This window comes from Campylobacter volucris, from assembly GCF_008245045.1.
Lineage (GTDB): Bacteria > Campylobacterota > Campylobacteria > Campylobacterales > Campylobacteraceae > Campylobacter_D > Campylobacter_D volucris.
Window position 1 is genome coordinate 621798 of sequence record NZ_CP043428.1, and the last position, 12877, is coordinate 634674.

Consider the following 12877-nt stretch of genomic DNA (forward strand, 5'->3'; position numbering starts at 1 on the left):
GTTATAATTTTTTTATGAAAAAGCAAATTGATATAGAAAAAATTCAAAAAATTGGTTTATTTTGTCGTAAAGATACAAATTTAAACGAGCAAATTATAATTTTGCAAGATATTTTAAAAAAAAGAAATGTTTCTTTGTTTTTTTTAAATGATGAAGATATTACTGGAAAAAATTTACAAAATTTAGATTTTTTGATCTCTTTAGGGGGTGATGGCACACTTTTATCTTTATGTAGGCAAAGCTTTAAATTTAAAAAGGCTATTTTGGGTATAAATGCTGGAAAATTAGGATTTTTAACAGCTTGCTCTTTTGATGAAATAAAAGATTTTTTTGAAGATTTTTTTGAAGGAAAATTTAGAATAGAAACTGCAAAAATGTTGCAAATTTCTTTGCATAAAAATGGAAAAATTTACAAAAAATATGCTTTTAATGATGCAGTATTTTCAAGAGATAATGCTTTAATGGCTGAAGTAGGGGTATTTTTTAAGGATAAGCTTTTTAATTCTTATTATGGAGATGGTTTGATTATAGCAAGTTCTAGTGGCTCTACTGCTTATAACATCAGTGCAGGTGGGCCAATAGTGCATCCTTTAAGTGAAATTTTTGTTTTAACTCCTGTTTGTTCTCATTCTCTAACACAACGCCCCATAGTTTTGCCGCTTGGATTTGAGCTTGAATTAAAAGTAAAACAATGTTTGTTGTATTTAGATGGACAAGAAATCATCAATCCGCAAGAATATGAAAAAGTAACCATAGGTTTGAGCAAAAAAGAATTGAATTTTATACATAAAGAAAATAGAGATTATTTTCAAGTTTTAAAAGAAAAATTAAATTGGGGAGAATAATGATAGAAAGTATTTTGATTAAAGAAAATTTAGGTTTTAAATTAGCAAAATTAGATCTTAAACCTGGTCTTACTGTTTTTACCGGACTTAGTGGAGCTGGTAAATCAGTGCTTTTTAAAGCTATTTTATCTGCTTTTGCTTTGAGTGAGAGTGAAGCAAAAATGGTAGAAATTTTATTGGATGAAAAGCTAAATTTAGAAGACTTTGGGATAGAAAATGAAGATTTAAACGTATTTAAATATTTAAAAGATAAAAATACTCGTTATTTTATAAATAATCAACTTATTTCTAAAAAAAATCTACTTACCCTATCAAAAGAATTTATAAAATATCTTTCAGCTAAGGAAAATAATGAATTTTCAAATGAAAGATTTTTAAATTTACTTGATTGTATGCAAGAAAAAAAAGATGCTAAATTTAAAGTCTTAAAACAAGAATTTAAAGAAGTATTTAAACAATATATAGAAGATAAAAACAAATTAGAATGCATTAAAGAAGAAGAAAAAAAAGTTGAAGAGTTAAAAGAATTTACTAGCTTTGAAATAGAAAAAATTCAAAATATTAATCCAAAAATTGGTGAATTTGAAGAATTAATGAATCTAAAAAAAAGACTTTCAAAAAAAGATAAAATTGATGCAGCATGGAATAAGGCTAGTAAAATTTTTGAGCTAGAATCAGCTGTTATTGATGCGTTAAATATTAGTGATGTGGATAGTTCTTTTTTTTCTGAGTGTTTAAATGAATTAAGAGTTATTTGGGAAAATCAAAGTTTTGATGAATTTGAATTTAATATAGAAGAAGTGCTTGATCGTATAGAAAAACTATCTTCTTTAATATCAAAATATGGAAGTATAGAAGAAGCTTTAGAGGCTTTAAAAACCAAAAAGAAAGAATTAGCTTATTATGAAAATTTAAGTTTTGAAAAAAAAGAATTGGAGCAAAGAGTGTTAAAATTTAAAGAAATTTTAGAAGAAAAAAGCCAAAAAATTACCCTAGCACGTAAAAATCAACTTGGAGATTTAGAAAAATTGTTAAATTCTTATCTTTTAAAACTTTATATGAAAGATGTGAAATTGCAAATAAAAGAGTGTGAATTAGGAATTTTAGGAAAAGATGAGATTGCTTTAAGTATTGATGAAGCAAATGTAAAAAATCTTAGTTCAGGAGAGATTAATCGTTTAAGACTTTCATTTATTGCCACTGAGTGTAATATCACAAATAATGCTAAAGGCATTATATTTTTAGATGAAATTGATGCGAATTTAAGCGGTAAGGAGGCTATGAGTATAGCGAAAGTACTTAAAGAATTAGCTAATTTTTACCAAATTTTTGCAATATCTCACTTACCGCAACTTTCTTCAAAAGCAACAAATCACTTTTTAGTTGAAAAAGACAATAACGAAAGCAAAGTTAGAAAAATAGAAGATGAAGAAAGAATTAAAGAGTTAGCAAGAATGGTTAGCGGAGAAAGCATCACCCAAGAAGCATTAGAATTTGCAAAAACTTTACTTTAAAACAATAAAAAGTAAATTTCAATATGTTATAATAATGATTTTATTTTAAATATTTTACAAAAGAGAGATTGTCTATGGAAGAAAAAATTTTAATTATTGATGATAATAAAATGCTTACAAAGCTTTTAGCGAAAAAAGTTGAGAGCACTTTAGGATTAAAAGTAGATGTTGCTTTTGATATGAATGGGGCAAAAGAATTATTAAAAAATGATTATTTCATGGCTTTTGTTGATCTTTGTTTGCCTGATGCTCCTAATGGTGAAGTTGTGGATGTGGTTTTAGAAAAAAATATCCCTGCTATTGTTTTAACAGGAAGTAGTGATGGGCAAACTAGAAAGAAATTTATGGAAAAAGACATTATCCACTACATCCAAAAAGAAAGCGAAAGCTGTATTGATGAGATGTTAAGCTCTATTAGAATGCTTCAAAAAAACAATAAAACTAAAATTATATTAGCCATAGCAAATGTGACTTTACGCGCTGAAATGAAAAAGAATTTAAATAATCAACTTTTCAATGTCCTAGCGGCTGCGCACGGAGAAGAGGCTTTAAATTATTTAAGTGATAATCCTGATACGAAATTAGTAATTTGCGATGCAACTATGCCAGTGATTAATGGAGAAGATTTATTAGTCGAAATTCGCTCAAAATACTCTAAAATAGATCTTGGAGTTATTATGGTAGGCGATAAAGATGATGCCTTAGAAGCTAGAGCGTTTAGAAAAGGTGTAAATGATTATGTGATTAGACCTTTCCAAAAAGAATCTTTAAATTGTAGAGTTAATAATTGTCTTGATTATATGCAAAAATGTGTTTTATTAGATGAATATAGCTTAAATAAAGATTTACTTACAGGTTTTGATGATCATATTACTTTTGAGAAAAAATTTTATGATTATCTTGAAGATGTTCAAGATGGAGAAGATTTTGCTTTGGCGTTAATTGATATTGATAATTTAGCGACTATTAATTATGAGATTAGTTACGATTGTGGTGATGGAATCATCAAATATACTGCTAAAAAAATCAAAGATCAAATTCGTGGTATGGATTTAGCAACTAAAATTGAAGATGGTAAATTTTATGTGGTGTTAAAAAATACCGGAAATAAAGATGCATTAAAAACTTTTTCTAACATTAGAGTGAGTATTTCTAAAGAAAGTGCGTTGATTGCTTTAGATGAAGTTGATTATAGCGTGTCTATTGGGGTTGCATTCGGTCAAAAAGGAAGTAATGCTCAAGATTTATATAATAATGCTCAAAAAGCTTTAGACTTAGCAAAAGCTAATGGAAGAAATAGGGTAGAGGTATGTTTTTAGATTGTGATTTTGAAAATAAAATCATAGATACTCATTGTCATTTAGATAATCAAGCTTATTTTGGTTATTTAGATGAAATGCTTTGTAATGCTTTTGCAAATGGAGTGCACAAGATCATCATTCCAGGAGCTGATATTAAAGATTTACCAAGGGCAAGAGAGATTGCGTATCGTTATGAGGGTGTATATTTTGCATGTGGAGTACATCCTTATGATATAGATGAATTTGATATAGGAATTTTAAAAGAATTTATCACTGATGAAAAATGTATAGCCGTTGGAGAATGTGGGCTTGATTATTATCGTTTAAAAAGTGAAGATGTTAAGATAAAAGAAAAGCAAAAAGAAGTTTTCATTTCTCAAATCAATTTAGCATTAGAATATGATAAACCTTTAATCGTCCATGTAAGAGATGCAAATGAAGATAGTTATAATATTTTAAATTCATATGCAGATAGATTAAATGGTGGAGTATTGCACTGTTTTAATGCTAGTGAGCTTTTGTTAAATTTATCAAAAAAAGGATTTTATTTTGGTATAGGTGGAGTTTTAACATTTAAAAATGCTAAAAATTTACTTGAAATTTTACCCAAAATCCCAAAAGAAAAATTACTTTTAGAAACTGATGGACCATACCTAACTCCAGAGCCTCACAGGGGTAAAACAAATGATCCTATTTTAACTCATTTTGTAGCACAAAAAATAGCTCAAATTTTAAATATTACCAAAAATGAAGTAGCTAAAATTACTAATTTAAATGCAAACAAATTGTTTTTTCAAGGTATAAAATGATAAAAAACAAAATTCTTTGTTTAATAATTTTATTTTGCACGCATTTATATGCTTTACAAACTAGCCCAGAACACTATAGCCAGCAAGCACAAATTTTAAGAAATTTAGATATTGAACCAAATTATTTAAGCGATGTGATTTTTTTAGAATTTAAAGAATCTTCGATTGATATGCATTCTAAAACTTTAGTTGATACTATGAGAGAATTTTATAAAATCACTCCAATTATCCGTAAAATTTTAGAAAAAGAAAACATACCTCAAGAATTTTTATACTTAGCTATTGTAGAATCAGGCTTAAAAACTCATAGTGTTTCTAGGACTAAAGCAGTGGGTGTTTGGCAGTTTATGAAACCAACCGCACAAACTTTAGGTTTAAGAATTGATCCTTATGTGGATGAAAGAAAAGATTTAGTAAAATCAACTTATGCTGCAATTGCTTATTTAAGACAATTAAAAGAACAATTTGGAAAATGGTATTTAGCGATTTTAGCGTATAATTGTGGTGATGGAAAACTAAGACAAGCTATAAAAATGGCTAAAAGTGATGATTTAAAGGTTTTGCTTGATCCAGATAAGAAATTTTTACCTTTAGAAACTAGAGTTTTTATACGAAAAATTTTGACCATGGCTTTTTTAGCGAATAATAATGATTTTTTAATCTCTCAAGATAGTGCTTTGTTAAACTATGCTTTATCTAGAGAAGTAGAAAAAATTCCTGTTCCAGCTAGTGTTTCACTAAAAGAACTTGCAAAACTTGCTAAAATGCCTTATAAAGAATTTAAACGCTATAATCCGCATTTTAATTTTGATTTTACTCCACCTGATAAAAAAGATTATTATATATATGTGCCACTTGGGAAAAGTTCTGCATTTAAACAGGATTTAAAAGAAGTAAAACTAGCTAAAGTAGATACAACTATCCCTTATACTAAAATTTATGTTGTAAAAAAAGGAGATAGCCTGTATACCATAGCTAGAAAGCATAATATTAGTGTTGAAACCATAAAAGAATATAACAAAATCAAAGGAAATTTGATCAATATCAATCAAAAATTAGTTTTAAAAATCAAGGAGAAGAAAAATGAGAAAATTCAAACTGCTAAAAAAGCATCAAAAAACAATCATACAAAAGTCGTTAGTCGCTAGTTGTGCTGGAATTTTATTTAGTGCTTGTAGTATGGCACCTATAAGTGCTCCTACTGTGTATTATCCAGAAAGAGATTTTAAAAGTGTAAAGCATAATAATACTAATCTTAAAGGCACAATGAAACCTTATACTATCAATGGTAAAACTTATTATCCAACTGTTGTAGAAGTAGGGGAAACTGCTGATGGTATAGCTAGTTGGTATGGTCCAGGTTTTCATGGTAAAAAAACTTCTAATGGTGAAACTTATGATCAGCACGCTTATACAGCAGCGCATAAAACTTTACCTATGAATACTATTGTAAAAGTAACCAATTTAAAAAATCAACGCCAAACAACAGTTAGAATTAATGACAGGGGCCCTTTTGTAGCAGGAAGAATTATTGATTTATCAAATGTCGCAGCAAGAGATATTGATATGATTCAAGCTGGAACAGCTCCTGTTAGACTTGAAGTGATTGGCTTTGGTACAAGCGCAAATTCAGGTTCAGTTCATACTAATTCTAATCTAGGTAGCAACGGAGAAATCGCTGATAGTGGTCATATTTTCCAAGGTGGAAATTTTATGGTGCAAATTGGTGCTTTTAGAAATAAAAGTGGTGCAGATTTAATTGCTAGTAGATATAAAAATTATCAATCTTATACTTCTACTATCCAAACAAGTGTTAAAGATGGATTGCATAGAGTATTTTTAAAAGGCTTTAGAAGTGAACAAGAAGCAAGAGATTTTGTAGATAGTGGATCTTTTCCAGGTGCATTTATAGTAAGAGAATAACATGATAGAACTTATATTTTTAGATGTAGATGGTTGTTTAACAGATGGTAAAATCATCTACACGCAAAATTATGGCGAGATAAAAGAATTTAATGTAAAAGATGGAGCTGCGATAGAAGCGTGGCAAAAACTTGGAAAAAAAGTTGCAATCATTACAGGAAGAACTAGCGAGTGTGTGTATTTTAGAGCTAGAGATTTGAAAATTGATCTTGTTTATCAAGGAATTAGCGATAAACTAACTTGCGCAAAAGAAATTTTAGAAAAATTAAATTTAGATTTTTCTCAATGTGCTGCTATTGGGGATTATTATAATGATATGGCTTTATTGGAAGCTGTAGAATATAGTTTTAAACCAAAAGATGGACACAAAGCGTTAAAAACACATAAGGTTTTAAATAGAAAAGGTGGAAATGGTGCTGTAAGTGAGATGATAGAAATTTTAATCGAGTATAATAATATGCAAGCACAATGGGATAAACTTTGGCGATAAAAATTTTTGCTATTTTAATGAGCCTGTTTGTTTTTGTAATGGTGATTTTAAGCACACAAGATCCATATTTGTTTAATATCAAACCACAAAATATTCAAGTGGCTAATACTCAAGCTTTTGATGTAATTGATTATGAGTTAAATAGTACTAATGTCAAAGCAAGTTATGAAGCTACGCGTTGGGTAAAATATGAAGATAAAGATATTTTTGATGATTTAAAAGTTAAAGGTGTAGATTATAATTTAAGTTCAAATTTGCTTATAAGAGATGAGACAAAATCTGTTTTAGAAGGCAATGTGAGTTATTTTGATTTAAACAAAACTTCTATTTTTACCCAAAAAGCAATTTATGATATGGATAAAAAAATACTTTATTCTAATGATAAATTTAAAGCCTATGTGGGATTAAATGAAATTTTTGGAGATAATTTTTCATATCAAATTGAAGATAAGACATTAAAAATTCAAAGGATAAAAGCATGGTTTTTAGATTATTAATGAGTTTATGTCTAATTAGTGTTGTTTCTTTAGCTATGCAAAAAATAGAAGTGAGTGCGAAAGATTTTTACTTGGATGAAAAAAATGAAAAAAGTATTTTAAGTGGTGATGTAGAAGTAAAAAAAGGAAAAGATATATTAAAATCCCAAAAATTAACTATTTTTATGAAAAATAAACAGCCTATAAAATATATCGCCACTGATGATGCTAAATTTAAAATTCAAATGAAAGATAAAACTTATCACGGTAGTGGTGATGAATTTATCTATACTGTGAAAAATGACACTTATGAGATTATTGGGAATGCAAATATTGTTGAGCTTGAAACAAATAAGCAATTATTTGGAGATAAAATAATAGTAGATAGAAAAAATATGACTTATAGGGTTATTAGCAAAGATAACAAACCAGCTAAATTTATATTTGAAGTGAAAGAATGATACTTAATGCTAAATTTTTAGTTTCTGCATCAAAAATAGATAATGCTCCAGAGCCAATTTGTACTGAGATTGCATTTTTAGGTCGATCTAATGTTGGCAAGAGTTCATTGATTAATACCTTGTGTAAAAATAAAAATTTAGCAAAAAGCTCATCTACTCCAGGAAAAACTCAATTAATTAATTTTTTTGAACTAAATTGTAAAAGACAAGAGGAAAAATTTAAATTAATTTTTATTGATTTGCCAGGTTTTGGCTATGCTAAAGTTAGCAAAAAAACTAAAGAAATTTGGAATAAAAATTTAGACGAATTTTTAAAAGAAAGAACTTCTATAAAGCTTTTTATACATTTGGTTGATTCTAGACATGAAAAATTAGATATAGATTTAAATTTAGACGAGTATTTAAATTCATTTTTAAGAGCGGATCAAAAAAAAATCACAGTTTTTACAAAATGTGATAAATTAAATCAAAGCCAAAAGACAAAACTTTTAAATGCTAACAAAAATGCAATTTTAATTTCAAATTTAAAAAAACAAGGCATAGAAAAACTAGAACAAGTAATTATCAATGAAAGCTTAGGTTTAAATGAGAACTAAGATTAAAAATAAATTTGATTTGTCTTATCTATTTTTTTATTTTTCATTGATATTTTATCAGATTCTCTCATCGATATATTATTGGCTACCACCATTAATTGGGGTGTTTTTTTGCTATATGATTGTATTGTTAAAAGAAAGAGAAAGAACGCTTAATAAGCTTGATTTTAGATGGTATTTTTCTTTATTTTATATTTTATTGATTGATATTATCCATGGATTTTATATTTTTAGTTCTTGGATAGCTTTTTTTGTTTTTTATAATGTATTTGTGGATTGGTTTAAAAGTAAGCTAAAACTTGGGCCTTATTTGTTGGTTATTTTTACTTTTTGTGCTTATATTTTTATTTATATTTTTGATGTATTCTTAGCTTATTTAGATAATCAAAAAATTTTAAAATTTGGTATTGAATATTTGTGGTTTTTTGCCCTAGAAGCATTGATTTCTTTTGTAATTTTTAAAGGTAAAATTTAATGCGTTTGCGTTTAGTGATGATATTTATAGCTTTATTTTTTATACTTTTATTAGTAAGGGTGTATTATATTAGTATAAAATCTAATGTCTATTATGAAGAAATTGCAAAACAAAATTCTATTAAAGTTCAGCCCTTAGCATCTGATAGGGGTCAAATTTTAGATACAAAAGGCAGACCATTAGCGGTTAATAAACTTGGTTTTTCTATTTCTATTAAACCTTATTTATACATTAAAAAACAAAATAGAAATCTTTTAGATAAAGAATTGCAGGTGATTGTTGAAGCTTTTCCTGATTTAAACATCACTAAGCTTAAAAGAGCTTATATAAAAGCAGATTCATATTATAATCAAGATTATATAGAAGTGGTTCCATTTATTGAATATGATGCTATGAATAAACATTTTACAAAATTAAAACTACGCGAAAATATGCAAGTAAAATCTACAACACAAAGATTTTACCCTTATGATTCTTTGGCTAGTCATGTTATAGGATATGTAGGTAAAGCAAATTTAAATGATATGAATGAAAATGAGATAGCAAGACTTACAAGTTATGTGGGTCGTAGTGGTATAGAGCGTTATTATAATGATATTTTACAAGGTATAAAAGGAGAAAAAGTTAGCAAGGTCAATGCTTTAAACAAAGAAATAGAAGTTTTATCGCATAAAAAACCAACCTCAAGTAATATTATATTAACCATTGATCTTGATTTGCAAGAATACCTAACTGAAATTTTTGAAGGCTTAGCTGGTGCAGCTGTTATAATGGATCTTAAAACGGGTGCTATTTTGGCAGCTGGTAGCTTTCCAGAGTATAATTTAAATCCATTTGTAACAGGAATCACCCAAGAAGAGTGGGATCGTTTGTCTAATGATTTAAACCATCCTTTTACTAATAAACTGATTAATGGTTTATATCCTCCAGGTTCTGTTGTTAAAATGGGTACAGCTTTAGCTTTTTTAAATAGCCACAAAGTCAATGAACATCAAAAATTTTTATGCGATAGTAATTTTGAATTAGGTGGTAGAAAATTTAGATGTTGGAAAGCAATAGGTCATGGCTATGTTGATATGAATGATGCTATTAGAGAAAGTTGTGATGTGTATTTTTATAAAGGTGCATTAGAAGTTGGCATAGATTCTATTAGTTCTACTTTTGAAAAATTAGGTTTTGGTTCTAAAACAGGAGTGGATTTACCAAATGAATTTATAGGCACAGTTCCAAATAAAATTTGGAAAAAACAAAAATACAATCAACCATGGTATCAAGGAGAAACCTTAAATACTAGCATAGGACAAGGAAATTTTTTAGCCACTCCTATGCAAGTAGCTAAATTTACAGCTATGATTGCTACTTCAAAATCCATCACCCCGCATTTTCTAAAAAGCATTGATGATAATGCTACTAAAATAGATTTTGATAATAATGAAAGTGTTTTTAGCACTTTTGAATTAGCAAAATTGCCTTTTTTAAGGCGTGCTATGTATGAGGTAGCACACGAAGAAGGCGGAACTACTGCAAGATATTTAAAAAATTCTCCCGTTACTATAGCTGCTAAAACAGGAACAGCTCAAGTTGTTGGAATTTCACAAAGTGAGAAAAAGCGTATTAAGGAAGAAGATTTAGAATATTTTTTAAGATCTCATGCTTGGATTACTTCTTATGCGCCTTATGAAAATCCACAATATGTTGTCGTTGTTTTGATAGAACATGGTAAAAGTGGTAGCAATACAGGTGGTCCTATGCTTTTAAAAATTTATCAAAAATTAATTGATTTAGGCTATATAGATAAAAAATTTCTTAAAAGAAAAACTTAAATTATAAGCATACTATCACCATAAGAGTAAAAGCGATATTTATTTTTAATTGCTTGGGTGTAAATTTGCAAAGTTTTTTCTCTACCTATAAAGGCTGATACAAGCATTATGAGTGTAGATTTTGGCAAGTGAAAATTTGTCAAAAGATAGTTTAATCTTTGAGGTTTATTATGCGGATGTAAAAATAAATCACAAAATCCTTCTTTGATTTTATATCTTGAATAATACTCTACACATCTAGTTACTGTTGTACCTACACCTAATAATGCTTGATTAGAATCAATTATTTTGCAAGTTTCATCATTAATTTGAAAAAATTCTGAATGCATTTTATGATCTTTTATATTATCACATTCTACACTTTTAAAAGTTCCTGCTCCAACATGCAGTGTGATAGTATGTATATTATGATTTTTTTTTAATTGTTTGATCATATCTTCACTAAAATGTAAGCTCGCAGTTGGTGCAGCCACTGCTCCTTTTTTATCTGCAAAAATACTTTGATAATTAATACTATCACTATTTTCATCAGCTCTTTTTATATAAGGAGGCAAGGGTATGTGACCTATGTGATCTAATATGTCAAAAACCTCTTGATGGTTGAGCTTTTTTTGATGGGTAAAAAATTCTACAATTCTTGTGCCATCGTTGTTTAATTGTAGTATTTTAGCTTGTAAATTTTGCTCAAAATATAGAATTTGATCTTTTTTAACCTTGCCTCTAATTTGTACTAAAAAACTTTCATTTGCAAAAGGATTATTTATAAAAAGTTCTATTTTGCTACCTGTATCTTTATGGCCATAAATTCTTGCTTTGATTACTTTAGTGTCATTAAAAATGATATCACATTGGGGCAATATGGAATTTAAATCTTTAAAATATAGATGTGAAATTTGATCTTTTTTTCTTTCATACACTAAAAGTCTTGCATTTTCTTTGGGTAAAATAGGAAAATTAGCTATTAATTCATTAGGCAAACTATAATCATAATTTGAAAGTAAAAAATCTTCATTCATTGTTGTCTTTTTTGCTTGGATTTACTTTTTTTGCTATATAGATGGATAAACCATAAAGCCCACATAAAGGAAGTGCCATTAAAAATTGAGAGATAACATCAGGTGGAGTCATCATAGCAGCAAAGACAAATATAATTAAAACTGAAACTCTAAAATGCTTTTTTAAAAATTCATCATCTACAAGTCCAAGCTTTGCAAAGAAAAAAGTAATCACAGGCATTTCAAAAGCTAAACCAAATGCTATGATTAATTTTGTAAAAAATCCCACATAAAGTCCTATACTAATTAAAGGTTTAAAATCTTGAGTTTGCACACCAAAATCAACCAAAAATTTAAATGCTAAAGGTATGACTATATAGTAACAAAATAAAGCTCCAAGTGCAAACATAATACTTGCAAAACTCACAAAAGGAATGACGAGTTTTTTTTCATTATCATAGAGTCCTGGTGCTACAAATTTCCAAAATTGCCAAAAAATTACTGGTAAAGATATTAAAAATGCTGTAAAAAAAGAAACTTTCATAGCTGTGAATAAGGGCTCTTGTAATTCCACAAAGGTCATTTGCTTAGAAATTTCAGGCAAAACTGCTTCAACAGGAGCTTTTAATATATCAATAATGTATTCATTAAAAGCAAAACAAGCAAAAAACATTACCACAACACATGCTACGCTTATAAATAATCTTTTTCTAAGTTCGACTAAATGAGGTTTTAATTCTTCAAACATTTTTAGCTTTCTATTTTTTGAGTATTTTCTTTTGTGTTATTTTGAATTTGAGATAAATTTTGTATATTATCTTCTAAATTTTCTTTTTGTTCTTTTATTTCTTTAGTGTTATTTAATATATCTTCTTTAAGTTGATCAAATTCTTCAAAGCTTAATTTTTTACGGATATTTTCATTGGTTTGAGAAAATTCATCTTTGTATTTTTGAGCTTCATCTTTTAATTCTGCTATTTTTAATTCTTTATTGATACTTGCTTTTGCTTCGTCAATGTTACTTTTTAGAGCTTTTATGATTTTTGCTATTTCTACTATGGTTGAAGGTAATTTTTCTGGCCCAAGCACTAAAATAGCTATAACTAAAACAACTATAATTTCGCCAAAACTCATAGCTAATTCTTCTTTCAATTTAAAATCTTTATGCA

15 protein-coding genes are annotated in these 12877 nt (G+C 27.8%); 12 read left to right on the top strand and 3 right to left on the bottom strand.

Annotation, left to right across the window (positions count from 1 at the left end; all coding sequences use genetic code 11):
• Positions 1-14 precede the first annotated feature (14 nt).
• The 12 genes from CVOLT_RS03290 (at position 15) to mrdA (ending at position 10713) form a co-directional block, all read left to right on the top strand.
• Positions 15-845 (top strand): NAD(+)/NADH kinase, encoded by an 831-nt coding sequence (locus tag CVOLT_RS03290; protein WP_039665418.1) that lies wholly within the window; start codon positions 15-17, stop codon positions 843-845.
• The gene (locus tag CVOLT_RS03295) at positions 845-2359 is read left to right on the top strand and encodes a DNA repair protein RecN (protein WP_039665419.1); all 1515 of its coding nucleotides are present in this window, start codon (positions 845-847) and stop codon (positions 2357-2359) included. The genes CVOLT_RS03290 and CVOLT_RS03295 overlap by 1 nt, the downstream gene beginning before the upstream one ends.
• 74 nt (positions 2360-2433) lie before the next feature.
• Complete coding sequence (gene cbrR, locus CVOLT_RS03300; protein ID WP_039665420.1) at positions 2434-3678, top strand: bile resistance response regulator CbrR; 1245 nt, start codon at positions 2434-2436, stop codon at positions 3676-3678.
• Positions 3669-4469, top strand: coding sequence for a TatD family hydrolase (locus CVOLT_RS03305; RefSeq protein ID WP_039665421.1), 801 nt, complete (start codon positions 3669-3671; stop codon positions 4467-4469). Before cbrR ends, CVOLT_RS03305 begins: the two co-directional genes overlap by 10 nt.
• Positions 4469-5617 (top strand): membrane-bound lytic murein transglycosylase D, encoded by a 1149-nt coding sequence (locus CVOLT_RS03310; RefSeq protein WP_052243209.1) that lies wholly within the window; start codon positions 4469-4471, stop codon positions 5615-5617. Before CVOLT_RS03305 ends, CVOLT_RS03310 begins: the two co-directional genes overlap by 1 nt.
• Positions 5553-6392 carry a septal ring lytic transglycosylase RlpA family protein gene (locus tag CVOLT_RS03315; protein WP_039665423.1) on the top strand — a complete coding sequence of 280 codons (840 nt, stop codon included), beginning with the start codon at positions 5553-5555 and terminating at the stop codon, positions 6390-6392. Before CVOLT_RS03310 ends, CVOLT_RS03315 begins: the two co-directional genes overlap by 65 nt.
• A 1-nt stretch (position 6393) precedes the next feature.
• The gene (locus CVOLT_RS03320) at positions 6394-6882 is read left to right on the top strand and encodes a 3-deoxy-D-manno-octulosonate 8-phosphate phosphatase, YrbI family (protein WP_039665424.1); all 489 of its coding nucleotides are present in this window, start codon (positions 6394-6396) and stop codon (positions 6880-6882) included.
• A complete protein-coding gene (locus tag CVOLT_RS03325; RefSeq protein WP_039665425.1) occupies positions 6873-7379 on the top strand; it encodes a hypothetical protein in 507 nt (168 codons plus the stop codon). The genes CVOLT_RS03320 and CVOLT_RS03325 overlap by 10 nt, the downstream gene beginning before the upstream one ends.
• Positions 7361-7819 (top strand): LptA/OstA family protein, encoded by a 459-nt coding sequence (locus CVOLT_RS03330; protein ID WP_039665426.1) that lies wholly within the window; start codon positions 7361-7363, stop codon positions 7817-7819. Before CVOLT_RS03325 ends, CVOLT_RS03330 begins: the two co-directional genes overlap by 19 nt.
• Positions 7816-8415 carry a ribosome biogenesis GTP-binding protein YihA/YsxC gene (gene yihA / locus CVOLT_RS03335; RefSeq protein WP_039665427.1) on the top strand — a complete coding sequence of 200 codons (600 nt, stop codon included), beginning with the start codon at positions 7816-7818 and terminating at the stop codon, positions 8413-8415. Before CVOLT_RS03330 ends, yihA begins: the two co-directional genes overlap by 4 nt.
• Positions 8416-8533: 118 nt before the next feature.
• Positions 8534-8890 (top strand): hypothetical protein, encoded by a 357-nt coding sequence (locus CVOLT_RS03340; protein ID WP_229239562.1) that lies wholly within the window; start codon positions 8534-8536, stop codon positions 8888-8890.
• A complete protein-coding gene (gene mrdA / locus CVOLT_RS03345) occupies positions 8890-10713 on the top strand; it encodes a penicillin-binding protein 2 (RefSeq protein ID WP_039665429.1) in 1824 nt (607 codons plus the stop codon). The genes CVOLT_RS03340 and mrdA overlap by 1 nt, the downstream gene beginning before the upstream one ends.
• Here the strand turns inward: mrdA and queA are convergent.
• Genes queA through tatB form a run of 3 tightly spaced genes read right to left on the bottom strand, consistent with a single transcriptional unit; the run spans position 10710 to position 12842 of the window.
• Positions 10710-11729 (bottom strand): tRNA preQ1(34) S-adenosylmethionine ribosyltransferase-isomerase QueA, encoded by a 1020-nt coding sequence (gene queA / locus CVOLT_RS03350; protein WP_039665430.1) that lies wholly within the window; start codon positions 11727-11729, stop codon positions 10710-10712. The genes mrdA and queA overlap by 4 nt on opposite strands.
• Positions 11722-12456, bottom strand: coding sequence for a twin-arginine translocase subunit TatC (gene tatC / locus CVOLT_RS03355; RefSeq protein ID WP_039665431.1), 735 nt, complete (start codon positions 12454-12456; stop codon positions 11722-11724). The genes queA and tatC overlap by 8 nt, the downstream gene beginning before the upstream one ends.
• Positions 12457-12458: 2 nt before the next feature.
• A complete protein-coding gene (tatB, locus tag CVOLT_RS03360) occupies positions 12459-12842 on the bottom strand; it encodes a Sec-independent protein translocase protein TatB (protein ID WP_039666260.1) in 384 nt (127 codons plus the stop codon).
• Between the last annotated feature and the right edge of the window lie 35 nt (positions 12843-12877).

What these genes read in the sequence shown, in the direction of transcription:
- CVOLT_RS03290 (WP_039665418.1), top strand. Translation starts at nt 15, where the DNA reads ATGAAAAAGCAAATTGATATAGAAAAAATTCAAAAAATTGGTTTATTT.
- mrdA (WP_039665429.1), top strand. Translation starts at nt 8,890, where the DNA reads ATGCGTTTGCGTTTAGTGATGATATTTATAGCTTTATTTTTTATACTT.
- CVOLT_RS03295 (WP_039665419.1), top strand. Translation starts at nt 845, where the DNA reads ATGATAGAAAGTATTTTGATTAAAGAAAATTTAGGTTTTAAATTAGCA.
- tatB (WP_039666260.1), bottom strand. Translation starts at nt 12,842, where the DNA reads ATGAGTTTTGGCGAAATTATAGTTGTTTTAGTTATAGCTATTTTAGTG.
- CVOLT_RS03315 (WP_039665423.1), top strand. Translation starts at nt 5,553, where the DNA reads ATGAGAAAATTCAAACTGCTAAAAAAGCATCAAAAAACAATCATACAA.
- queA (WP_039665430.1), bottom strand. Translation starts at nt 11,729, where the DNA reads ATGAATGAAGATTTTTTACTTTCAAATTATGATTATAGTTTGCCTAAT.
- CVOLT_RS03305 (WP_039665421.1), top strand. Translation starts at nt 3,669, where the DNA reads ATGTTTTTAGATTGTGATTTTGAAAATAAAATCATAGATACTCATTGT.
- cbrR (WP_039665420.1), top strand. Translation starts at nt 2,434, where the DNA reads ATGGAAGAAAAAATTTTAATTATTGATGATAATAAAATGCTTACAAAG.
- tatC (WP_039665431.1), bottom strand. Translation starts at nt 12,456, where the DNA reads ATGTTTGAAGAATTAAAACCTCATTTAGTCGAACTTAGAAAAAGATTA.
- CVOLT_RS03320 (WP_039665424.1), top strand. Translation starts at nt 6,394, where the DNA reads ATGATAGAACTTATATTTTTAGATGTAGATGGTTGTTTAACAGATGGT.
- yihA (WP_039665427.1), top strand. Translation starts at nt 7,816, where the DNA reads ATGATACTTAATGCTAAATTTTTAGTTTCTGCATCAAAAATAGATAAT.
- CVOLT_RS03330 (WP_039665426.1), top strand. Translation starts at nt 7,361, where the DNA reads ATGGTTTTTAGATTATTAATGAGTTTATGTCTAATTAGTGTTGTTTCT.
- CVOLT_RS03340 (WP_229239562.1), top strand. Translation starts at nt 8,534, where the DNA reads ATGATTGTATTGTTAAAAGAAAGAGAAAGAACGCTTAATAAGCTTGAT.